The sequence below is a fragment of the Bacteroidales bacterium genome, assembly GCA_041671145.1.
Taxonomy (GTDB): domain Bacteria; phylum Bacteroidota; class Bacteroidia; order Bacteroidales; family JAHJDW01; genus JAQUPB01.
Map to the genome: position 1 here is coordinate 1 of JBAZBZ010000021.1, position 22,728 is coordinate 22,728.

A 22,728-nucleotide genomic window follows, 5' to 3' on the forward strand; every position below is an offset into this window, starting at 1 on the left:
AATGAATGACCCCGAGGCAGAGCCTCGAGGTATCAGTGCAATTTACATACGTCTTTCTAAACATCAAACAGTTTTAATTGCCCACGATATAATTGTTTATATTCCTTTCCCTTTCCTTGTTCTCGCAAATATTTTTTTATTACTTCCTCATTCCCATACTGCCCTACAGTATTTGCATAATATCCACTTGTCCAAAAATTTCCTCCCCACAATATTTGCTTTACTTCTGGATGTATTCTGAAAATTTCCTTTGCCATTATACTTTTTACAGTTCGTACTATTATTTCTACTGATATTTTTGGAACACTCTGAATCAAAAAATGTATGTGGTCTTCATCTGCTCCTATTTCTACAAAATATATTTCGTATCTTGCACTAATTCCTTTTCCTACTTCAACTATTGTTTGCTCAACTTTACTACTTATTGCTTCCCTCCTATACTTCACAGGAAAAACCATATGATACAACAATAGCGTCTTATTATGTCTTTTGAATATATGTTCACTCACACGTTAAAATTACTGTTTTTTTCTTTATTTTTGACCCCGAGGCAGAGCCTCGAGGAATTCTTTTGATTAAAAAATATTATCTGCCTGTAAAAATAATAAAGTATTTCTGAGAAACCAATTTTTTCTTAAAAAGTCCTTTTAGTGAATTACCAATATTAATTTGTAAATCTAAAGAATATCTAAACTTGCTTCTCTTCATTGAACTTCAAGATTCAAGCATTATAAATTTATTGATTTTTTTAAAGGTTGTCTTTCGCAAACCATTCAGCAAAAGAAGTAGAAGTTTCGCAAAGTTTCAAACTGTGAAGTGAAATATTTTTCGGAATGATTTTTTTTATCCTGAATGCAAAATCATTCAGAAGATTTTCGCATGTCGGTTGAAAATCAACCAAAATTATATTACCGAACATTTCGCTTGTTTTGAAGATATCATCTGAATTTATTTTTTCATTTAATACAAGTGCATGGTCAAATTTTTCAATAATTTCTTTTTGTATTATTTTTTTTAATTCGGAGAAGTCAAATACCATTCCGTCTTTCGGGGAATCAGGAGCAGTTTCAGGTTCGCCTTTCACAGTAACAAATAATTTATATGAATGTCCGTGAATATTGCGACATAATCCGTTATAACCTGCGAGAGCATGAGCCATTTCGAATTCAAATTTTTTTGTGATTCTGATTATAGACATAATTAATTTAAATGTGATATTTGGTACTGTATTTTCATTCTATTTTTAAATATATAGTCATTTCATTTTGATTTTATTTTCGTGGATTTTGGTGATTTTGTGCTTTGGTGGCAAAAAAATAACAACCACAAAAGCACAAAATTACACCAAACAAAAAAAATTATTTCTTAAATTCAGATAAATAATCTTTGAACATATCTTTATGCACCATAAAATAAAGCATTTTTAATTTCACATAATCCTCGTGATAGAAGAAGTATCCAAAATTTTTATCATTTTTATCGTTGTTACGAGACCCTGAGCCGGAATCTTTAATTAAATACCAGTCCTTCCCATCTTTCTCGTAATAACCTATTAAGTGCAGTCCATGGTCATCGCCGGTAGTGCCATTACTAAATCTGAATTGTCGTGAATAATCATCAATATAATCAGAAGGAATATCGAAAGTCGGAATAACAGCAATTTGCTTTTGGGTATCATATCCCGCTTCAGAAACATCACCTCCTATTGCAACCGTGTAACCTGCCTTAACTGTTTGTTTTAAAATTTTCATATAATCATAAATAGGAACATTGTAATATTCTTTACTGTGCCACCAGTTGTCCGATACAGGTAATTCCATCTGTTCCCAGAAAGGTTTTTCCATAAGCGAAACTACAAAAACGTAATCATCAGGGTTAATCTTCAAAACATTTTTCAAATATTCCTGTGGAGTCATTTCTTTTCCATCAACAACAACTTTTGTAGGAGGAATACCCAGATAACTATTCAAAATATTTTTTATTGTTTCAACAACTGCTTCTTCATTCCATGCATTTGCAGCTTTTACTGACTGGAGATAACTTTTAATCTCCTCTCTCATTTTATCATGAGCATGAAAAAGTTGTCCCTGAAGCATTCCCGAGTAAGACGAATAAGGAACAACTCCATAGGTCTTCCATATTCTGATAACAGCATTGGCTTCCGAACCTTCACCGATTGCCGAATTCCCTTTTTCACGAACGTAACGACGTGCCTTCTCAACATATTCCCAGTAAACAGTGTATATTTCGGATAATTTAATTTCCTGTTTTGTTAACCGGTATATTTCTGTTTCGAAAAATGAAGTTGCGGAAAAGCACCAGCAAGTTCCGGTTGCTCCCTGAGAAATTGGCGGAGTATGCCATTGCTTTTTGTATAAATCTATATTATTTGGAAAATCGATTCCTGAAAAATCCGCTTTGAAATTAAAATTTATTTTCGGAGGATTTATCTGCTGCTGATATTTTTCAACTCCAGGTAAAATATCATTTTTCCAATAACCAGGTTTACTCTCTAATAAAACACCTTTATCTCTTTTTGCATTCTGTGCAATAACACCTGCTGAAAAAAGTATAGCGGTTATTAATAAAATTTTTCTCATTTTTTATTTTAATTATTTTGAAATAATAAAATTTTCTTTATCTGTAATTTTTTCGCAATAGTGGCAAAGTAATTTCACATCAACCTTATCAAGTACGGTGAATTTGGTCGTAATATTTTCAGAATTAGTTATGCAATTCGGATTGAAGCATTTTACAATTGCTTCAATTTTTTCCGGTAGTGTAACAGTTGTTTTTTCAATAATCTGATATTCCTTTATTTTAATAAGAGTTGCTTGAGGAGCAAAAATAGCAATCTTATTAATTTCATCTTTTTCAAAATATTTGTTTCTCATTTTTATAATTCCTTTCAGTCCGAGTTTTTTGCTTTCAAGGTTTGTTCCGAATAATATCTGGTTGTCAAAATTTTCGAGATTTAAAATTCTGATGACATTGAAAACATTTTCGGAAGGAATGTGGTCTATAACCGTTCCGTTGTCAATGGCTTTTACTACAAATTCTTTCATTTTAAAAAACTTTTAAAAGTTACTTATTCATTATTTTTTTCTACTTACGACTTATGTATTACTACTATTTTAAATTTATTTAACCCCAAAAATAAGCGACATTAAAGCTTGCCTGACATAAACACCATTCATTGCCTGCTGAAAATAATATGCTTTTGCGCTGTTGTCAACATCTTCATTGATTTCATTTACGCGCGGCAACGGATGCAGGATTTTCAGATTTTCTTTTGTACCTGCAAGCATGTCATTTTTTAAAATATATGAATTTTTAATTTTCTCATAATCTATAGGGTCAGAAAATCTTTCTTTCTGAATACGCGTCATATATAATATGTCAACATTTTTGATTACATCTTCAATTCTTGTATATTGAAAATATTTCTGTTTGCTTTCGTTTATATGAAACTTCACCGAACTTGGCAATTTCAATTCTAAAGGTGATACAAGATGAAAAGTGCAGTTGAAATTACAAAGAGCCATAACTAATGAATGAACTGTTCTGCCATATTTCAAATCACCAACAAAAGCTATATGCTGATTATCTAGTTTTCCCTGAGTTTGATTTATTGTAAACAAATCAAGCAGAGTTTGTGTGGGGTGCTGGTTTGCTCCATCGCCGGCATTAATTATTGGCACTGATGATACTTCGCTTGCAAACCTCGCACTTCCTTCTTTAGGGTGGCGCATCACAATCAAATCGGAATAATTACTTACAGTTTTAATAGTATCTCTGAAGGATTCGCCTTTTTGTAAACTGGAAGATGTTGCATCTGTGAACCCTATGATTTTACCACCAAGCCGCGAAACAGCCGATTCAAAGCTCAACCTTGTTCTAGTGGATGGCTCAAAAAATAAAGTTGCTACAACTTTATTGTTTAAAATATCCTGCACCGGATTTTTTTCAAAGAATCGTGCAAGTTCCAGAACCTGTAACTGCTCTTCTTTTGTGAAGTCGTTGATTGAAACTAAACTTCGGTTTTTTAAACTCATCTTTTATTGTTTTATTCAGTATAAATTTATTTTTACAAAAAAAAATCTAACATGATTTTTATTTTCATAAGAATTTTCAAAACATAAAAGTATAAAAAAAGCGGTTAAAAAAACCGCTATAAAAATTTATTTTTTAAATTTTATTTTTTGTTTGAACAAAAAATCGGAAACAATATCATCTAAATCAGGTTTTCCTATTTCCTGCAATTCATAGCTTACTCTTGTGCTTGGTTTTTTTATTTTTAAAATCCTGTTCAAATCAATAGGTGTTGCAATAATTACAGATTCGGCATTTGATTTATTTATTGTCGTTTCGAGGTCTTTTATCTGCTGTTGTCCGTACCCCATTGCAGGAAGCACTGTTCCTATATTAGGATAAATCCTGAATGTTTCCGCAAGTTTTCCTGTAACAAAAGGTCGTGGGTCAATTATTTCTTTTGCTCCGAATTTTCTAGCTGCAACAATACCTGCACCTATCTTCATTTCTCCGTGTGTTAAAGTGGGACCATCTTCAATTACTAAAACTCTTTTTCCTCTGATAAGTTGTGGTTTTTCAACAGTAATAGGAGATGCTCCATCAACAACCAAAGCATTAGGATTTATTTTAGCAACATTTTCTCTCACAATATTAATATTGTTTGCATCGGCACTGTCAATTTTATTTATTACTACAACATCTGCCAGACGCAATGTGAGTTCTCCCGGGTAGTATGATAATTCATGCCCCGGTCTGTGAGGGTCAACAATAGTAATAGCTAAATCGGATTTGTAAAATGAAAAGTCATTATTTCCGCCATCCCATAAAATTATATCGGCTTCCTTTTCTGCCTGACGAAGAATTGCTTCATAATCAACACCGGCATAAATTACATTTCCGCGAACAACATGTGGTTCGTATTCTTCCATTTCTTCAATAGTGCAATTATGCTTTTTCAAATCTTCGACTTTTGCAAATCGTTGAACTTTTTGTTTTGCAATATCTCCGTAAGGCATAGGATGTCTTACAGCAACAACTTTCAATCCTTTCGACATCAGAATTTCAATAACTCTTCTTGATGTCTGACTTTTTCCACAACCCGTTCTCACAGCACATACTGATATTACCGGCTTGCTGCTTTTTAATTGTGTTTCTCTTGGTCCCAATAAAATAAAATTTGCACCTGCCTGATTTACTATTGCACTTGTATGCATGACATGAGTATAAGTTACGTCGCTGTATGCAAATACACAATCGTCAATTTTTAAATTTTTAATCAGTTCAGGTAAAAATTTTTCATCATAAATCGGTATGCCTTTCGGATAAAGCTTTCCGGAAAGTTCAGCAGGATATCTCCTGTCATTAATGTCTGGTATCTGAGCTGCTGTGAATGCCAAGACATTAAAATCGACATTCGACCTGAAGTAAGTATTGAAATTGTGAAAATCTCTGCCGGCAGCTCCAATAATAATTACATTTCTCTTTGCCATAACATTAATTTTTTTAGAAGTTTCGAGCAAATTTAAGAGTTTAAGTATTATCTGCAACCAGTTTGGAAAATATTTTTTCTAAAGTATAAATATTATCAATATATTCAGCGTTATTGAATATTTATGTGAGAAAAAATTGCCACAGATTCACAGATTATAAAAAATTGAAAAATTAAAAAGATTAGAAACTTTTTTGATTTCATTATTTAAAAAGTATTATAAAGAGTTTTCATTATGTAGTTAGAGTATATTCAGCAATTTTAAAATTATTTTACGGAATATTTTTCAGCACTTCCAATAACAAGAGCCAGAAATTATTTACACTTTTTATTTCAAGTTTTTCGTCAGGAGAATGAACATCGCGCATTGTAGGTCCGAACGAAATCATATCCATACCGGGATATTTTTCGCCTATTACGCCACATTCCAAACCTGCATGAATTGCCAATATTTTTGGTTCATATTTCAACACTTTTACGAATGAAGTTTTTGTTATATTAAGTATTTCGGATTTTGTGTTTGGCTTCCATCCCGGATAACCATCGCCTTGTTCTATTTTTGCATTTGTTAATCTGAATGTAGCTTCAACCATGTCGGCAATGTCTTGTTTTGAGCTTTCAACAGAACTTCTTTGACTTGCAACAATTTCTATTTCGTTTTCAAAAGTTTTTACAGTAGCCAAATTTGTTGATGTTTCCACTAATCCCGGAATATCGGCACTCATTGCTATTACTCCGTTTGGACAAGCATACAGTGAATTCAATAAATTATTTTGCGTTTTTAAATCAATAACCTGAAAAGGATTATTGCAGGATATACAACTAATTTCAACTTTATTATCAGTTACAGAAAATTCTTCTTTAATAATTTTATTATAACTTGTAATATATTCAATAAGTTTATTTTTCTCGTTTTCGGAAACCGCAATTGTTGCAAATGCCTCGCGTGGTATTGCGTTATGCAGGTTTCCTCCTTCAATATTTAAAATTCTTATTTTATATAAATTTGAAAGATTCCATAATAATCTGTTCAGAATTTTAATTGAGTTTCCTCTGCCCAAATGAATATCTCCACCTGAATGTCCACCCTGCAATCCCGTAACACTTATTTTAAAAGCAATGTAGTTCTGAGGAAATGATTCTTTGTTATAATTCATTTTTATTGAAGTTTGCTTCCCTCCTGCGCATCCTATAAAAATCTGGTCTTCGTCTTCCGAGTCGAGATTCAATAAAATATTTCCTTTTAAAAAATCTGGCTTTAAGTTGAAAGCACCTGTTAATCCTGTTTCTTCGTCAACAGTAAACAAACATTCAATATTTCCGTGTTCAATATCGTTTGAAGCTAAAACAGCTAAACTTGCAGCAACGCCAATTCCGTTATCTGCTCCAAGTGTTGTACCTTTTGCTTTTAGCCATCCACCATCAATATAAGGAGCAATAGCATCAGTTTCAAAATTATGCTGAACATCGCTGTTTTTCTCGCAAACCATATCAACATGACTTTGCAAAATGACAGTTTTCTTTTTTTCGTTTCCTTTTGTTGCCGGCTTTTTTATTAATACATTTCCAACATCGTCTTTTTTTGTTTCGAGATTAAATTTTTTCCCGAATTCAAGCAAGTAAGAAATTATTTTTTCTTCTTTCTTTGAAGGACGAGGAATATTGCAGATTTCCTCAAAGTATTCCCATACTTTTTCGGGTTGTAATTTTTTTAAGATTGTTGACATAATCATTTATTTTAATTTGTGAATCTGTGGCTTTTTATTTTTTATCGCGAGAAAGCATAGAATTATAAGCTTTGCTAAACTTCAAAAGTTTAGTAAAGTTCCAAAGCTCTGATTATTTCTTCCTCATCGAGCATCCTCATACATTTAAAATGAATATGCGGACATTTTTCGAAACCCAACTTCGAGCACGGACGACAACGTATTTCATTTATTTCAATAATTTTACTTTTCGCTCCCGGAAGATAGGGATACATGCCGAATGCAGGAACAGTGTTTCCCCAAAGCGAAATTATATCTTTTTTAAATGCAGCGGCAATGTGCATTAAGCCGGTATCGTTAGTGATTATTTTTTTTGCCTGCTTTACAATTGATGCCGATTGATTTATATTATATTTTCCGCAGGCGTTGAAAATGTTGTCTCCAACTGCTTCTGCAATTTGTTCACCTTTTTCAAAATCATTCTTACCTCCGAGAATAATTACAGGGTAATTTATTTTTTTACAAACGGAAATTATTTTTTCAACAGGAAAACATTTTGTGTTTTGTAATCCACCGATGACAAAACCGATATAACCACCTCTGAAATTTTGAGGTAATCTCTTCAAATCAATTTCATCAGTTTGCGAAATAAAATAGTCGAGACCAGCGTTGTCATTTGTTATTCCGAGAAATTTAACTGCATTAAAATATCTATCAATAATATGAATTTTGGGAAGAATGTTAATTTTAAAATTAACATAAATCCATTTTTCAATATTAAGTTTATCGAAGCTATGCGATAGTTTCCGCAAATTACGTTTGACAAAAAAAGACCTGAGGTTATGATGTAAATCAATTATGTGTGTGTAATTTTCATTTTTTAAATCTTCTATTACTTCAGATATGTTTTTTTCAATATAGTAAAATTTATCTATGTAAAGATTGTTTTCAAGTATTTCCGAATATTTCTTTTTTGTTAAAAAATGAATTTCGATATTATTCAATTGTTTTTTCAAACATCTAATAACAGGTGTTGCGAGAACAATATCCCCAATTGAACTAAATCGTATTATTAATAATTTTTCCAGTTGAAGTTTATTAATTGTAAAAACAGAAATTGAAATTATTTCGGAACATAATGTGTTTCTGTTTCAATGCCTGGTATATTTGTGTCTTCAAGCCACAGCTCTTTATTTTTTAATCTTAAAATTTTATAAACAGTTGATGAACTTGTAAAAATCACTAAATTTTCTTTTGTATTTTCCAAATCCCATGTTCCCTGTGATGTAATGCCTAAAACGTTTGTGTAAAAATATCCGCCGTTGCTTTTGAATTCATAAGTTTCATTTTCCCAGTCGGCACTCCTTGTTACTTCAACGGAATTTTCAAACTTTCTATCAATTTTCCATTTATTAGCAACTCTGTATTTTTTCGGCATAAAGCTGATTCGCGGACCATCATTATATTTTTTGCAACCAATAAAAGTTAAAGAAATTGCAAAAAATAAAACTATTAAAAATTTGAAATTTCTCATAACTAATTATTTCTTTAAATAATAAATTTCATTTGGTGGGTGCCATAATCTAAAAACTAAAATCTTAAAGCTTTTTTGTAATTATTTTATTACTTTGATTTATAATGATAAGTTATTGCACCGAGTAAATTTTCTTCTTCCAACCACATTTCATCACTCTTGAGTTTTAATATTTTATTTGTTTTAACATCAGAAGCAATTGTAGTGATTATATTTTCTTTTTTACTATCAAAAGCCCAAGTGCCATTAATTGAAACAGCTCCTTTTACGCAGGAAATACTTCCATCTTTTTTTAATTCGATATAATCATATACAGCAGTATAAAAACTTGTTGTGTTAACTCCATTCTGCATAACAGATTCATACACCCACTTATTCACAACTCTGCTTTTTTTAGAAGCTAAACTAATCATTGGTCCATCATCATATTTTTTACAAGACGAAAAGGTAATTGATAAAATAAAAATTACCACTGTTGAAATTTCGATTAACTTTTTCATAGGTTTTTATTTTTTATAGATTAAATTTAAACAAAAGTACAAATAATTTATTATTTCTGATTTTGAAAATAAAATTTTTATTTTTATTATGGATTTATTTTTACATCAAGAGCATCTCTCAAACCATTGCCGAGAAGCATGAAAGCCAGAACCATGAGCATTATTGCAATTCCGGGAAGTATTGCAAGGTATGCCATGTCGAGCATGATATAACCGTAATAATCTCTTATCATTGTTCCCCATGATGGCATGGGTGGTTGAACACCAATTCCGAGAAAACTCAATCCTGCTTCAAGAAGAATTGCAGATGCGAAGTTTGCGGTGGATATAACAATTACCGGACCCAAGACATTTGGTAAAATATGACGGAAAATAATTCTGAAATCGGAAAATCCGAGTGCTCTGGATGCTTCAACAAATTCTTTTTCTCTTATACTTAAAATCTGACCTCTTACAATTCGTGCAACCTCAACCCACATTGTAAGTCCTACCGCAATAAAAATCTGCCAGAATCCTTTTCCGAGCGCAAATGTTATTGCAATAACAAGCAGAAGCGTGGGAATTGACCACACAACATTTATAAACCACATTATCAAATTATCAATCCATCCCCTATAAAATCCGGCTAATGCTCCGAGTGTGATGCCTATTAAAAGCGAAATAAGAACCGAAATAAATCCCACCGATAAAGAAACCCTCGCACCAATTATTATTCTGCTAAGCATATCCCTGCCGAATGTATCTGTTCCGAGAATATATTTTTTAGTTACAATGTTTTTTTCTTCGATTATTTTTTTTAATTCAGAAACAAATGCGATTTTTCTTTTGTTATCAATTGTTGTAAATTTTATACTATTTTTATCCGACATCAAATCCGGTTTATCCGATAACGAAAAAACAACATCCGCAATATTAAGTGAAACTTCTTCACCTTTGATTTTTTCGATTCCCGAAAACTTTTCTACAATTATTTTGTCACCTTTAAAAAAATAATTTTGAATTGGTATTAACTGATATTTACTTTTTTTACCAAAAAACATTTTTTTAAAAAAATTATCCTTTTCATTTTTTTCATTTTTTCTAACAAGTAATACTTTTACTTTAAACCCGGGTTTTTTATTTGAAATTTCCAATGTCTGCTCATTCGCCATTGGGGTAGAATCAGGGATAATTAAATATCCGGTAACGGAAATTAATACTGAAAATAAGATAAAAATCAGCCCACTCATTGCAAGCTTGTTCTTTCTTAATTTTATCCAAGTTAATAAAGAAAGGGAATATGATTTTTTTTGATTATATTTTTTTGATTTTAAAAGCATAAGCTATATTTACTTTTACAAAAATATGTTAAAAAAAACTTGTTTTAATAAAAATTACAATTAATTTTGCATAAAATTTCAAAACATATTTATTAACTAAAAATTAAAAATTAGTATGAAAAAACGCAATTACCTTTTACTGATTGTTGCAACTGTGTTATTTGCAAATACTGCATTTACCCAGATTTCAACTAGAAGAAATGATTCTGTCAATGTTAAACTTGGAGCGCGTCCTGTTGCAGGTGATATGGCTTTAGTATTTGCCTATCCTATTTTTACTAGCGTAGATAGCTTTAGCTTTAAAATTCACAACATGTTGCAAAATAGCAACTTCTTAACAGTTAAGTATTATTTACATGACGACTTAGTTTTAAGAGCTGGTTTAAAACTTTACAAATCTTCATTAAAATCAAAAGGAGATATTGCTGATACAAATGCTATAATCGGTATGAGTACCGATAGTATGAGCAGCAACTCATTAAAAAACAGCAAAAGAGAATATTGTATAGCTCTTGGTCTTGAAAAGCATTTTTCTGGTAGCAATATATTTGATGTTTATATGGGAGGTGATTTATATGCTGGATTAGGTAGAGATATTACCATTGAAGATTATGAATATAAATTTCAGAAGAACACACCTTCTGATTTTGAAAATATCGAAAAAAAGACAAAAACTTCTATTTTTGGTTTTGCTGGCGTTATAGGTGTTAATATTTTTATTGCTCAATTACCAGTTTCAGTTGGCTTAGAATACGGATTAAATGCTAAATGGACTTTAGGTGGAAAAACAAAAGTAACACAAGACCAAGTAGTAAATGGTAAAGCTAGCTCGGCAGAATATTATACACAAGGAAATGACCCTTTTGGCGTTGCAGACAACAATAAATATAAGACATTAAAAAAAGGTCAATTTAATATGGATACCAACCATGATGTAAGAATAGTATTACATGTTTACTTTAAATAATATAATTCATTATTCAAAATATAAAATATAAAATTTATGAAGAAATTAAATATTATAGCTATTATTATTGTGGTATTAATGGCTACTTCATGTTCAATCACAAAGAAAGGAGTTCCTTCTGCTCCCATAAGTGTTCAGATTAATTTGTCTATGGAGAATCTTGAATATCTTGGTGATGCAACCGGCACTTCAACACAATCGTATTTTATTGGAATACCATTAGGTGGACGTAAGTATAAAGTTGGAACAGCAATTCCTCAAGGTTCTTTAGCAATTAGTATTCCTCAAAGCAGAGGAATGAATAATGCAATGTATGATGCGTTAATATCAAAACCTAATGCTGATTTTGTTCTTCCTATTTCTTATGAAATCAATAAACAACAAATGTTTTTGGGTAGTAAAACTACTTTAACTATTAAAACAAAAGCATTTAGAATTAAAACAAAATAATAAATTTAACAATAAAAAAATCCGGCAGTAATTATTGCCGGATTTTTTTTAAAATTTTATTATGCGACTTTTCTCTATTATATTATTTTTTTCTTGTTTGTCTTTATATTCTTGCAGAGATAAAAACTCCACTCCGGTAATTCGCGTTAATCCATCAGATATTAATATTACAGCAAATGCAGGAGATGTTATTAATTTTGAAATTTTTGTAGATGGCGGTAAAGATGAATTATCAAAATTTTTGATTTATCAAGAACCTGATAAATCAGCTAAAACTAAGATTCTTGACACTTTAGTTAATGGAGAAAAATTATATTATACTTTTTCTTATACTGTTCCCGACTCAATTTCAGGTTCTATAATTATTACTTTTTCTGCTTGCGACGCGGATGGTGACAAAAGCGATGTGGCTTTGAGAATAGTAATTCCTACTCCTAATCCAGTAATATTAACTGAAACTACAGGGCATATTATTTATTCGAAATATTCGGGAAAACCAGATGCGTTTGATGTAAACACAAATTCAGTACAGTTTTCTGGTATAGCTCAACAAAATTTACTTGATATTGCAGATTTTGATACAATCCCATCAGATTCAGTACTTTCTAAAACTTGGTATTCTCCGGCAGGAAACGAATTTGTTTTTTTTAATGGATTTGATTATGCAAATGCAACAAATATATCTGCAAAAGCTGCTTATGATTCTGGCAATAAGTTGTCATTAATATCAAATTTAAATATTAATGATATTATTATTACAAAAGTAAATAACGGAACCGGGCAAATTTATGCTGTCATTAAAATCACTAATATTATTGAAGCCGCATCATCTGTTAATGATAGATATGAATTTAATGTAAAAAAGTAGAAAAGTAATATTTTTTTAAAGTTTTTTAAATCAAAATAATAGTTAATTTTGCGGAAAATTTAAAATTTATTTATTAACTAAAATAAAAAAATCATGAAAAAGTTTAATTTGTTTTTAATTTGTTTTTTAAGTGCAGTTGTTATTTATGCACAAAAACCAACACAAGGATACAAAGGTTTTACTGCAGGCATTAACGGTTTAATTCAAAACATTACAGTTAATGGCAATGCAAGTACAACTGGTACATTATTATTTAAATATTATTTAGCTGATGACCTTGCTCTAAGAGGTGGAATTAATTTTGGTAAATTATCAGGATTATATGATAAAGATGGCGTTACTTTTGTTGAGTATGGAAAAACCGTTGGTGATACTGCGCAAAAATTTGGTGGCGATGGAATACATCAAGAAACAAAAACATGCAAAGGAAGTCAATTAAATTTCGAAATAGGAGCTCAAAAGAGTTTTGGCGACAACGAAAAACTTGAACCATATATGGGAGGCGCTTTATTTTTTGGTAAAACTTTTGGTGCTAAAATTGAATCAACTAAAGAAGCTATGATGAGCACAACTCCCCCATTCTATTCTCCTGACACAATTTTAAAAGGAGATGTTGAGAAATATACATTAATACCAGCAACTACTTTTGTTTTTGGTGTTAAATTAGTAGCAGGGTTCAATTATTTTATTGCAAAAGATTTATGCCTTGGAGCAGAATTTGCTTGGGGCTTAAGTAAATCAACAAAAAATGCTTTTAATACCAAAGGTATAAAAGAATTAACGGAATCAAACACAGGAATAAATAATAAAAAAGTAATTCAACCTGAAATTATTACTAAAGCAATTGATACCTCAAAAGAATCTAGAGGCGGTTTTGGAACACTTGGAGCTTTAGTAACTTTATCTTGGTTTTTCAACTAATATAGCATTCTTAAATATAAAAAAGGGCTGTCTTAAAATAAAAGACAGCCCTTTTTTTACAATATTCCCAAAATCTTCGTATTTTCGTAGTGTAAAATAAAAAATATGTCAAAAATAATTGCAATAGGAAGTGACCATGCTGGCTTTAAATTAAAAGAATATTTGAAAAAATATCTTAAAAGCATCGGTTATGAGGTGAAAGATTTAGGCACTGATTCCGAAGTCAGCGTTGATTATCCCGATTTTGTTCATCCAGTTGCAAGAATGGTTGAGAATAAAGAAATAGAAAAAGGAATAGTAATTTGTGGAACAGGGAACGGAGTTGCTATGACTGCCAATAAACACAGAAATGTGCGTTGTGCGTTATGCTGGGAAAAAGAAATTGCGCGACTTGCCCGCTCCCACAATGATGCAAATATGCTTGCTTTGCCTGCAAGATTTATAACCAAATGTAAAGCAAAAAAAATAACAAAAGTTTTTCTTGAAATGGGTTTTGAAGGCGGAAGACACGTTCGTAGAATCGAAAAAATAGCAAAACTCATTTAGGCGTTGTTTGATTTTTTTGTTTAAAGTTATGTATATTTGAACTTCAGAATATTAAGAGTGAGATTAACAATAAAAAAATTAACATACGAATTTAAAAAAAATAAAAATCAAAATAAATTAAAGAGTAATAATATCAAATAACAGAAACTTTAAACATTAAACTTTAAATTTTAAACAACTTCTTAATAATTTTCAATAATGGTTGAAAATACAACAGCAGATAAATTTCAAATTGCATCTGAAAAAAAAGCTTTCGACCGGGAGCATAGGAAAACCATTAAATTTAATATTTCGCGGTACGATATTGCTGTTGAAAAAGGCAAAAAACAATATTGTAATCTTGAATTGGCAAAGCAAAAAGCAGCGAATATAAAAAATAAAACCATTGACAATCTCGAAAAGAACCTGATTGATTTTGAAGCAAATTTTACAAGAAGGGGCGGAAAAGTAATATGGGCAGTTGATACCGAAGATGCAATCAGACAAATACTGGAAATTTTAGAAAAAGCAAATGCCAAAAAGATTGTAAAATCAAAGTCAATGGTAACTGAAGAAATAGATTTTAATGAACATTTTGAGAAAAAGGGATTTGAAGTACTTGAAACTGATTTAGGAGAATTTATTGTTCAGCTATGTGGCGAAAAGCCATATCATATAATTACTCCCGTAATGCACAGGAATAAAAAAGAAATAGCTGAAATCTTTAATAAGAAATATAACTTACCCATTGAAAGCACACCCGAAGAAATTACAAAATTTGTAAGAAATCTTTTACGCGAAAAATTTGTAAATGCTGATGTTGGCATTACCGGCGGCAATTTTTTAATTGTAGATATAGGTGCAGTAGCTCTTACCGAAAATGAAGGAAACGGTGTGATGTCGGTTTCTTTCCCAAAAATACATATTGCTATTACGGGAATTGAAAAATTAATTCCTTCAATAAACGATTTGGATTTATTTTGGCCTTTACTTTCAACACACGGAACAGGACAATATATTACTGCATATAATTCGATAATTACTGGACCCCGACAGGAAGGCGAAAGCGATGGACCTGAAGAAATGTATGTTGTATTGATTGATAATAACAGATCGGAATTACTTAAAAAGCCCGAGCAGCGACGGGCTTTGTCATGTATAAGATGCGGAGCTTGTTTAAATGGTTGTCCGGTTTATAAAAATATTGGCGGACATACATATTCAACAACATATAGCGGACCTATCGGTTCAGTGATTTCACCATTTCTCAGAGGGTTTGAAAATTATAAACATTTGAGTTATGCATCTACATTATGCGGAAAATGTACGGAAGTTTGTCCTGTAAAAATAAATCTGCACAAATTGTTATTATATAACCGAAGAGATTCAGTTGAATCGGGTTATGCAAAAAAGTCGGAAAAGTTCACAATGTTTGTTTATAAAAAAGCAATGTTGAACAGATGGCTTATTGAAAAGGGAGGATATAAAATAAAAAATTATGCTATAAGAAAATTTTTTAGTAAAGCATGGGGTTCGCGGCGCGATGTTCCTCAATTAATGCCAAAATCATTTAATCGTCTTTGGAAAGAAAAACAAGGTATAAAGTAAGTTTGTAGTTTAAAATGTTTGTGGTTTGTTGTTAAAAAAGTCATTAGTCACTATTCATTAAGCCATTATTAAAACTTCGAAATTCATTATTTCCGTCACTGACGGATTCTATATTTTTTTATTGTTAAATTTATCCCGATAACGAAGTTCGTCAGGATTGTTAAAGACATGTCTGGAAAAAATATAAAAACTTACAACGGAATTTCAAAAACCTTTAAACAAATCAAAACTATATACGACCTACAACTCTGATGAAAACTATAATATTCATAATTCAAAAAGAATTTTTGCAGATAAGGCGAAACAGAATGATGCTGCCTATAATTTTTATAATGCCCTTGGTTCAGCTTTTAATTTTATCGCAGGCAGCAACTTTCGAAATGAAGCATATCAGAGTACATTTGATTGACTTTGACAGAAGCAGTATGTCAAGGAAACTAATCAGTAAATTTCAAGGTTCACCATTTTATGCGATAACGAATTATTCTTTTTCGGAAAAAGAAGGAGAAGAAGATTTAAAGAAAAATAAAGCTGATATGGTTCTCCAGATACCGCAAAATTTTGAAAAAAATTTAAGGGCAAATAATAAAGCGAAAATTCAGCTTGTGATAAATGCCATAAATGCTGCTTCTGCAGGTTTAATAAATGCATATACTATTTCAATTATTAACGATTACAACAAGCAAATTATTAATGAATGGGTAAATATGCCTTCAAATTTTCAAACATCATCAATACAGGTGAATTATTCGCACTGGTTCAATCCGGAATTAAATTATATAAACTTTATGGTTCCGGGAATACTTGTTTTGCTCATAACTTTGATTGGAACTCTTCTTTCAGGAATGAATATTGTGAGAGAAAAAGAAATAGGAACGATTGAACAAATAAATGTTACACCGATAAAAAAATATCAATTCATTATCGGAAAATTATTGCCATTCTGGCTCATAGCATTGTTTGAACTTGGCTTCGGACTCACTATAGGAAAATTTCTCTTTAATATTCCTATTGTTGGCAGTTTGTGGCTTTTGTTCGGCTTTGCCTCGGTGTATCTTCTTGTTATTTTAAGTATAGGACTTCTGATTTCTACAATTAACAATACACAGCAACAATCAATGTTTGTTACTTTCTTTTTTATGATTGTATTTGTTTTGCTCAGCGGTTTATTTACTCCCGTAGAAAGCATGCCCGAGTGGGCACAAAAAATAAACATAATTAATCCGTTATCATACTTTATTAAAGTAATGAGAATGATACTTCTTAAAGGTTCCGGCTTTTACGACATAAAAAAAGAATTTATTTCAATATCAATATATGCATTGCTCATTCTGAGCTTTGCTGTTTGGCGATATAGAAAAACCACGTGATATTATTTATTTTTCATAAAAGTGCATTTCGGTAATATGCCTGTATACCGTATCCGTCAGGAAGAATCTTATGTCTTTCTTTTCTTTTATTGCTCTGCGGATAAAACTTGATGAAATTTCCATCAGGGGAGCATCAACAATTTTTATGTTTTTATGATTTTTCAAACCTAACAGGTTTTCGAGACCTGTTAGGTTTTGTTCATTATTTTTTAAAATTCCGCTGTCCGATTCAGGACGGGGATATATATATAATTCATAATTCTCAAGAATTTGTTTATAATTTTTCCATTTGTGAAATGTTGCAAGATTATCGCTACCCATTATCAATGTAAAATTTTTATTCGGATATTTTTCTTTAAGGTATGCCAGGGTATTTATTGTGTATGAAGGTTTGGGCAGTTTGAATTCAATATCACACGATTTTAATTTATTTATATTTTCAATTGCAAGATTTACCATATACAGCCGAAGATTATCTTTTAGCAAAGTTGATTTGTTTTTCAATGGATTTCTTGGAGTAACCACAAACCAAACTTCTTTCAAAGGAGTAAATTCAACCATATAATTGGCAATAACCAAGTGTCCTACATGAATAGGATTAAAAGTTCCGAAAAATAAACCAATCTTTGAAGCTGATGGTATTTGAAATTCATTATTCGACATTCGATGTTCAATGTTTTTATAATTAGTCATTGGTCTTTAGTCATTAGTAAAAACTTCGAAATTCATTATTCGACATTTGATGTTCGATATTTTTTTGTCATTTAATGAATATCGAAGTAACTGTATATTGAAAACAGAAAACTATTTTAAATACTTCCTCAGAACTTTAACGAAATTTTCAATATCCTCTTCCGTTGTGTCGAATGAAGTCATCCAGCGAATTTCAAATTTTGTATCATCCCACATATAAAAGAAAATTTCTTTCTGTATTTTCTCAATTGCTTCTTCAGGCAGAATGGCGAATATAACATTTGCTTCAACTTTTTGTGTTACTTTTATTTCCTTGAAGTCCTTTATTTTTTCAAATAATAATTCCGCCATTGCATTTGCTTTCTTTGCATTTTCATACCAAAGATTGTTTTTCAAAATGGTTTCATATTGCACCGCAATGTAGCGCATTTTCGAAGCAAGCTGTGTTCCCTGCTTGCGGATGTATTTGAAATTTTCTGATTTGGTTTTATCAAAAAATATAACTGCTTCACCGTACATCAAACCATTTTTTGTCATTCCAAAAGATAAAGCATCAACTCCTGCGTCTGCCGTCATTTCTTTAAATCCGACATTCAACGAAACTGCTGCATTTGATATTCTCGCTCCGTCAATATGAACAAGCATGTTATTTTTATGAGCAAATTCTGTTATTTCCTTTATTTCATCAATTGTATAAACCGTACCATATTCGGTTGACTGGGTTATAGAAATCACCTTCGGCTGCGACTGGTGCTCAAAGTCAAAACTGAACATATATTTATGAAATTGCTCCACTCTTATTTTTCCATCAGGAGTTGGAAGAGGAATTAATTTGCAGCCACAGAACTTCTCTGGTGCACCACATTCGTCAAGATTCAAATGAGATATTTCCGAACAGATAACCGAATTATACGAATTTGTGATATTTGCAATACTTAAAACATTTGCCGCTGTTCCGTTAAAAACAAAATAAACGTCAATGTTTTCACCAAATATTTCCTTGAATTTTTTTATGGCAGCTTCGGTATATATATCTTCACCATAAGCTACGCAATGATTTTTATTAACGCTTTGTAAAGCATTCATCACTTCGGGATGAACGGGAGCAACATTGTCGCTTGCAAACATTCGTGAATTTCGAATAATCATAAAATAAAAATTTAATTCTTATCAAAATTAAACAATATTTGAATAATTTTGGTTTTTCTTTTTTGTAAAACCAATTTTTAATGAGGATTTTCAAAACTCTGTGTAACTCCGTGTAATATTTTGTTACACAGAGTATTCACAGAGAGTCGCAGAGATAAAAATTAAAAATGATGCAGAATTTCTTTGAGATATTAAAATATAATAACGGAAGTCCTTTGATTTACAACTCCGTTTTATTTTTTATGCTTTTTACTTTTTTTTACAGCATTTATGCTTTAGTTTATGATAATACCCGCCATAGAAACATCCTGATTTTAATATTCAGTTTATATTTTTATTATAAAGTCAGCGGAGCCGCAGTAATCTTGCTTGTTATAATGGCAACTTCCGATTATTTTATCGGAAGAGCAATATATTTCACGAAAAATGAATTCAAAAGAAATTTCTTTCTCACACTTTCGGTTGTCATAAATGCTGGCTGTCTTGCATTTTTCAAATATTCAAATTTTCTTTTAGAAAATTTTTTCAGAATAACACGTCCGGATATGCCTCCGTTAGTGCTTAATATTATTTTACCGATTGGAATTTCATTTTTTGTTTTCAGAAGTTTGAGTTACATCATAGATATGCATCGTGAAGTAATTGACAAGCCCGAAAAAAGTTATGTAAATTATCTTTTATATGTTTCTTTTTTTCCATACATACTTGCAGGTCCTATTTCCAAAGCCCGCGACATATTACCGCAGTTTAGAAACAAAATAAACATCACCGAAGAAAAAATCGGGAAAGGTTTTTTTCTAATAATGACAGGTGCTTTCAAAAAAGTTTTTATTTCCGATTTTATTGCTGCAAATTTTGTTGACAGGGTTTTTGACAGTCCGAATTTTTTTACCGGATTCGAAAATCTGATGGCAAGTTATGGAGCTACAATTCAGGTTTATTGCGATTTTTCGGGTTATACCGATATAGTAATAGGAATTGCCCTGTTGCTTGGTTTTACAATAGATGCAAATTTTAATAAGCCGTTTCTTGCAAAAAACATAACCGACTTCTGGCGCCGCTGGCACACTACACTCTCGCGTTGGCTCAGCGAATATTTGTTTTATACACTTTCTTACAATTTTCGCCAGTATAAAAAAACAGGAATTGTACTTGCTGTTTTGCTCACTTTTATTATTTCCGGATTGTGGCATGGAGCAAGCTGGACATTCGTGCTTTGGGGCTATTTTCATGGACTTGCGCTGACATGGGATATTATTTCTCAGGATTTCAGAACGAAAATTTCAAAAAAAATACCAACTAAGGTTTATAATTTCATAAGCATATTTCTTACTTTTCATTTTGTGAGTTTTTCGATAATTCTTTTCAAGTCAGCTGATTTATCTATTGCCGGACAAATCTTTTCAAAAATATTTTCTGACTTTAATTTAAGTTTAGCAGGGCAATGGCTCACTCTTTATAAATATCCTTTCATGATGATGCTTTTCGCATATACTTTGCATTTTACACCCATGAAGTGGAACGACCTGCTGGTTCAGAAATATTCCAAATTGCACTGGGCTTACAAAAGTTTAATTCTTGTAGCTTCAATAATTTTTATTTACCAGGCGGTAAGTGCAAAAGTGCAGCCGTTTATTTATCTGGAGTTTTAATTGATGTAATTAGAGTTTGTCCATAATGTCCGATTTTTTCATTACTCTCGACTTTATGGACAGATACTTCTATGATTTTATTTTATTTTCAGGGTAATCATATAAATCACAAAAATCATAGTCAAGACAAATAGCAATAATTCCAACCAACTTTTATAATTCATATTTATAAACTTTTTAACTTTGTATTTTCAAATCTCTCAAAGCAAAAAATGTTCAACCCCAAAAACAAAATAATATTATTTTTTTTAATTTCAGTAAGCACGGCAAATGCGCAAAGCTTTTTGTATCCATTCAGCAGAGATAATAGCTTTTATGTAGAGCGGGGATTTTGTTTAAATAATAAAAACGAACATACTACATTAAAACCATACATAGAACTAAAAACTATATTTATTGATTCTCTCTTTAACATTGAAAGAAAACATGACAGTATTTTGATGAAAGCAAGAAAAAATAAAGTTCTATGGGCAAAACTAAAATACGATAATTTTTTTACTATTAAAGGCGAGGATTACAAATTCACTATCGACCCTTTATTTGATTTTCAGGCAGGAACTTTATTAAAAGAAAAAAACAATTACTTCACAAACTCCAGAGGATTTCTGATTACCGGAAAAGTTGGCAAAAGATTTTCATTTTATTCTTCATATACCGAAAATCAGGTAATATTTCCCGATTATATTTCCAATAAAATAAAATTATATAAAGCCGATAATTCTTATTTTATTGTACCTGGCGAAGGACTCGCAAAACCTTTTAAAACACGTGGTTTTGACTTTGCAAATTCTGCCGGGAAAATTTCTTATTCTCCATTCAGATTTCTGAACATTCAATTCGGAAACGGAAAACATTTTATCGGCGATGGTTATCGTTCATTGCTGCTTTCCGATAATTCATATAATTATCCTTTTCTGCAACTTACAGGTGAATTCTGGAAAATACAATACACATCAATTTATGCAACATTTCAAGAACCTTTGATGGGCAGGGAATATCAAATGGGTTATCAGAAAAAATATGCCACATTTCATTTTCTGAGTTATAATGTAAATCACCGTCTTAATATCGGTTTCTTTGATGCAGTGATTTGGAAAATAGTTCCGAAAAAAGCAGAATATAAAATTGATTATGCAAATCCGTTGCTCTTTTATTCTCCGTTTCAAATTTCTTCTCTTCATTCCGATAATAATGCTATGGTGAGTTTTACCGGTAAATATAAAATTGCGAAGAAAAATATTGCATACATGCAGTTGGTTTTCGACGATAATAAGTTTAACGCAAAATATCCCGGTTATTATAAAAATAAATATGGATACCAATTAGGCATTAAGTTTTTTGATTTTTTAAAGTGCGAAAATTTATTTTTTCAAACCGAATTTAACGCAGTGCGACCTTACACTTATTCTCATTCTGTTCCCGCACAAAATTATTCGAATTATAATCAACCGCTGGCACATCCGCTGGGAGCAAATTTTTATGAATCTGTATCAATATTGAATTACAGATTCAGCGATTACCTTGATAAAATCATTATTGAATTAAAAATAAACTATGCGATGTATGGCACTGATACAAGTTATGTTAATCTCGGCAGAAACATTTTTTATTCTGACAATAGTGCTCTTCATCTTTATAATAATTATATCGGACAGGGTTTAGAAACCACTCTCATTTATGAAGAATGTAGAATTGCTTATTTAATAAATCCCAGAACAAATATGCGTTTTGAATTAGGTTTATTACGTAGAACCGAAAAAACCGATTCAATAAAAAAGCGGAATACTTTTTTATTTTTTACATTCAAAACCGATATTCTTAATCATTATTTCGACTTTTAAAAAAAATTTAAAACCCATGTGAAATATTTTCTTTAGTTTTGCATAAAATATTGGTATTAATTTTGTAGTAATTACAAAACATTCTAACTTAAAAATATTATTAT

Annotated in this window: 22 protein-coding genes; 9 read left to right on the top strand and 13 right to left on the bottom strand. The window is 31.0% G+C overall.

From position 1 onward, the window contains the following. Positions 1–56: 56 nt before the first annotated feature. The 11 genes from tnpA to WC223_08120 form a co-directional block, all read right to left on the bottom strand. Positions 57–509 (bottom strand): IS200/IS605 family transposase, encoded by a 453-nt coding sequence (gene tnpA, locus WC223_08070; GenBank protein ID MFA6924199.1) that lies wholly within the window; start codon positions 507–509, stop codon positions 57–59. Positions 510–748: 239 nt separating this feature from the next. Beyond that, positions 749–1,198, bottom strand: coding sequence for a 6-carboxytetrahydropterin synthase (locus WC223_08075; GenBank protein MFA6924200.1), 450 nt, complete (start codon positions 1,196–1,198; stop codon positions 749–751). 160 nt (positions 1,199–1,358) lie between these two features. After that, positions 1,359–2,600: a C1 family peptidase gene (locus tag WC223_08080; protein ID MFA6924201.1), complete on the bottom strand. Its 1,242-nt coding sequence runs from the start codon at positions 2,598–2,600 to the stop codon at positions 1,359–1,361. Between the two features lie 12 nt (positions 2,601–2,612). After that, positions 2,613–3,065 (bottom strand): aspartate carbamoyltransferase regulatory subunit, encoded by a 453-nt coding sequence (gene pyrI, locus WC223_08085; GenBank protein ID MFA6924202.1) that lies wholly within the window; start codon positions 3,063–3,065, stop codon positions 2,613–2,615. Between the two features lie 75 nt (positions 3,066–3,140). Continuing rightward, positions 3,141–4,055, bottom strand: a complete 915-nt coding sequence (pyrB, locus tag WC223_08090) for an aspartate carbamoyltransferase (protein ID MFA6924203.1) — start codon at positions 4,053–4,055, stop codon at positions 3,141–3,143. A 126-nt stretch (positions 4,056–4,181) separates the two neighbouring features. Continuing rightward, a complete protein-coding gene (locus tag WC223_08095) occupies positions 4,182–5,522 on the bottom strand; it encodes a cyclic 2,3-diphosphoglycerate synthase (GenBank protein MFA6924204.1) in 1,341 nt (446 codons plus the stop codon). A 271-nt stretch (positions 5,523–5,793) separates the two neighbouring features. Next, entirely contained in the window at positions 5,794–7,254 is a 1,461-nt protein-coding gene (locus WC223_08100; protein MFA6924205.1) for an aminoacyl-histidine dipeptidase, read from the bottom strand. Between the two features lie 83 nt (positions 7,255–7,337). Continuing rightward, the gene (locus WC223_08105; GenBank protein MFA6924206.1) at positions 7,338–8,231 is read right to left on the bottom strand and encodes a glycosyltransferase family 9 protein; all 894 of its coding nucleotides are present in this window, start codon (positions 8,229–8,231) and stop codon (positions 7,338–7,340) included. A 119-nt stretch (positions 8,232–8,350) separates the two neighbouring features. Then, positions 8,351–8,761 carry a hypothetical protein gene (locus WC223_08110; protein MFA6924207.1) on the bottom strand — a complete coding sequence of 137 codons (411 nt, stop codon included), beginning with the start codon at positions 8,759–8,761 and terminating at the stop codon, positions 8,351–8,353. A gap of 89 nt (positions 8,762–8,850) precedes the next feature. Continuing rightward, on the bottom strand, positions 8,851–9,261 hold the full coding sequence (locus tag WC223_08115) for a hypothetical protein (protein MFA6924208.1): 411 nt from the start codon (positions 9,259–9,261) through the stop codon (positions 8,851–8,853). Positions 9,262–9,347: 86 nt separating this feature from the next. Further along, complete coding sequence (locus WC223_08120) at positions 9,348–10,580, bottom strand: ABC transporter permease (protein ID MFA6924209.1); 1,233 nt, start codon at positions 10,578–10,580, stop codon at positions 9,348–9,350. A gap of 115 nt (positions 10,581–10,695) precedes the next feature. Between WC223_08120 and WC223_08125 the strand changes: the two genes are divergently transcribed. The 7 genes from WC223_08125 (at position 10,696) to WC223_08155 (ending at position 17,289) form a co-directional block, all read left to right on the top strand. Further along, the gene (locus WC223_08125) at positions 10,696–11,547 is read left to right on the top strand and encodes a hypothetical protein (GenBank protein MFA6924210.1); all 852 of its coding nucleotides are present in this window, start codon (positions 10,696–10,698) and stop codon (positions 11,545–11,547) included. Between the two features lie 36 nt (positions 11,548–11,583). Beyond that, positions 11,584–11,997: a DUF6567 family protein gene (locus tag WC223_08130; GenBank protein MFA6924211.1), complete on the top strand. Its 414-nt coding sequence runs from the start codon at positions 11,584–11,586 to the stop codon at positions 11,995–11,997. A 61-nt stretch (positions 11,998–12,058) separates the two neighbouring features. Continuing rightward, a complete protein-coding gene (locus tag WC223_08135) occupies positions 12,059–12,865 on the top strand; it encodes a hypothetical protein (GenBank protein ID MFA6924212.1) in 807 nt (268 codons plus the stop codon). Positions 12,866–12,958: 93 nt separating this feature from the next. Next, positions 12,959–13,786, top strand: a complete 828-nt coding sequence (locus WC223_08140; GenBank protein ID MFA6924213.1) for a hypothetical protein — start codon at positions 12,959–12,961, stop codon at positions 13,784–13,786. A 105-nt stretch (positions 13,787–13,891) separates the two neighbouring features. Further along, complete coding sequence (rpiB, locus tag WC223_08145; protein ID MFA6924214.1) at positions 13,892–14,332, top strand: ribose 5-phosphate isomerase B; 441 nt, start codon at positions 13,892–13,894, stop codon at positions 14,330–14,332. A gap of 198 nt (positions 14,333–14,530) precedes the next feature. Continuing rightward, entirely contained in the window at positions 14,531–15,919 is a 1,389-nt protein-coding gene (locus WC223_08150) for a LutB/LldF family L-lactate oxidation iron-sulfur protein (protein MFA6924215.1), read from the top strand. A gap of 251 nt (positions 15,920–16,170) precedes the next feature. Then, the gene (locus WC223_08155; GenBank protein ID MFA6924216.1) at positions 16,171–17,289 is read left to right on the top strand and encodes an ABC transporter permease; all 1,119 of its coding nucleotides are present in this window, start codon (positions 16,171–16,173) and stop codon (positions 17,287–17,289) included. Positions 17,290–17,295: 6 nt separating this feature from the next. Here the strand turns inward: WC223_08155 and nadD are convergent, their stop codons facing one another. Next, the gene (gene nadD, locus WC223_08160) at positions 17,296–17,952 is read right to left on the bottom strand and encodes a nicotinate (nicotinamide) nucleotide adenylyltransferase (GenBank protein MFA6924217.1); all 657 of its coding nucleotides are present in this window, start codon (positions 17,950–17,952) and stop codon (positions 17,296–17,298) included. 141 nt (positions 17,953–18,093) lie between these two features. Continuing rightward, positions 18,094–19,131, bottom strand: a complete 1,038-nt coding sequence (locus WC223_08165; protein ID MFA6924218.1) for a low specificity L-threonine aldolase — start codon at positions 19,129–19,131, stop codon at positions 18,094–18,096. 167 nt (positions 19,132–19,298) lie between these two features. Between WC223_08165 and WC223_08170 the strand changes: the two genes are divergently transcribed. Both WC223_08170 and WC223_08175 read left to right on the top strand, forming a co-directional pair. Beyond that, positions 19,299–20,783 carry an MBOAT family O-acyltransferase gene (locus WC223_08170; GenBank protein ID MFA6924219.1) on the top strand — a complete coding sequence of 495 codons (1,485 nt, stop codon included), beginning with the start codon at positions 19,299–19,301 and terminating at the stop codon, positions 20,781–20,783. Between the two features lie 212 nt (positions 20,784–20,995). Then, on the top strand, positions 20,996–22,624 hold the full coding sequence (locus WC223_08175; GenBank protein ID MFA6924220.1) for a hypothetical protein: 1,629 nt from the start codon (positions 20,996–20,998) through the stop codon (positions 22,622–22,624). The last annotated feature ends 104 nt before the right edge of the window (positions 22,625–22,728 follow it).

Bases quoted from the DNA above. Each gene is read 5' to 3' on its own strand.
- WC223_08075 (MFA6924200.1), bottom strand. From the start codon at position 1,198: ATGTCTATAATCAGAATCACAAAAAAATTTGAATTCGAAATGGCTCAT.
- WC223_08080 (MFA6924201.1), bottom strand. From the start codon at position 2,600: ATGAGAAAAATTTTATTAATAACCGCTATACTTTTTTCAGCAGGTGTT.
- pyrI (MFA6924202.1), bottom strand. From the start codon at position 3,065: ATGAAAGAATTTGTAGTAAAAGCCATTGACAACGGAACGGTTATAGAC.
- pyrB (MFA6924203.1), bottom strand. From the start codon at position 4,055: ATGAGTTTAAAAAACCGAAGTTTAGTTTCAATCAACGACTTCACAAAA.
- WC223_08095 (MFA6924204.1), bottom strand. From the start codon at position 5,522: ATGGCAAAGAGAAATGTAATTATTATTGGAGCTGCCGGCAGAGATTTT.
- WC223_08100 (MFA6924205.1), bottom strand. From the start codon at position 7,254: ATGATTATGTCAACAATCTTAAAAAAATTACAACCCGAAAAAGTATGG.
- WC223_08110 (MFA6924207.1), bottom strand. From the start codon at position 8,761: ATGAGAAATTTCAAATTTTTAATAGTTTTATTTTTTGCAATTTCTTTA.
- WC223_08115 (MFA6924208.1), bottom strand. From the start codon at position 9,261: ATGAAAAAGTTAATCGAAATTTCAACAGTGGTAATTTTTATTTTATCA.
- WC223_08120 (MFA6924209.1), bottom strand. From the start codon at position 10,580: ATGCTTTTAAAATCAAAAAAATATAATCAAAAAAAATCATATTCCCTT.
- WC223_08125 (MFA6924210.1), top strand. From the start codon at position 10,696: ATGAAAAAACGCAATTACCTTTTACTGATTGTTGCAACTGTGTTATTT.
- WC223_08130 (MFA6924211.1), top strand. From the start codon at position 11,584: ATGAAGAAATTAAATATTATAGCTATTATTATTGTGGTATTAATGGCT.
- WC223_08135 (MFA6924212.1), top strand. From the start codon at position 12,059: ATGCGACTTTTCTCTATTATATTATTTTTTTCTTGTTTGTCTTTATAT.
- WC223_08140 (MFA6924213.1), top strand. From the start codon at position 12,959: ATGAAAAAGTTTAATTTGTTTTTAATTTGTTTTTTAAGTGCAGTTGTT.
- rpiB (MFA6924214.1), top strand. From the start codon at position 13,892: ATGTCAAAAATAATTGCAATAGGAAGTGACCATGCTGGCTTTAAATTA.
- WC223_08150 (MFA6924215.1), top strand. From the start codon at position 14,531: ATGGTTGAAAATACAACAGCAGATAAATTTCAAATTGCATCTGAAAAA.
- WC223_08155 (MFA6924216.1), top strand. From the start codon at position 16,171: ATGAAAACTATAATATTCATAATTCAAAAAGAATTTTTGCAGATAAGG.
- nadD (MFA6924217.1), bottom strand. From the start codon at position 17,952: ATGTCGAATAATGAATTTCAAATACCATCAGCTTCAAAGATTGGTTTA.
- WC223_08165 (MFA6924218.1), bottom strand. From the start codon at position 19,131: ATGATTATTCGAAATTCACGAATGTTTGCAAGCGACAATGTTGCTCCC.
- WC223_08170 (MFA6924219.1), top strand. From the start codon at position 19,299: ATGATGCAGAATTTCTTTGAGATATTAAAATATAATAACGGAAGTCCT.
- WC223_08175 (MFA6924220.1), top strand. From the start codon at position 20,996: ATGTTCAACCCCAAAAACAAAATAATATTATTTTTTTTAATTTCAGTA.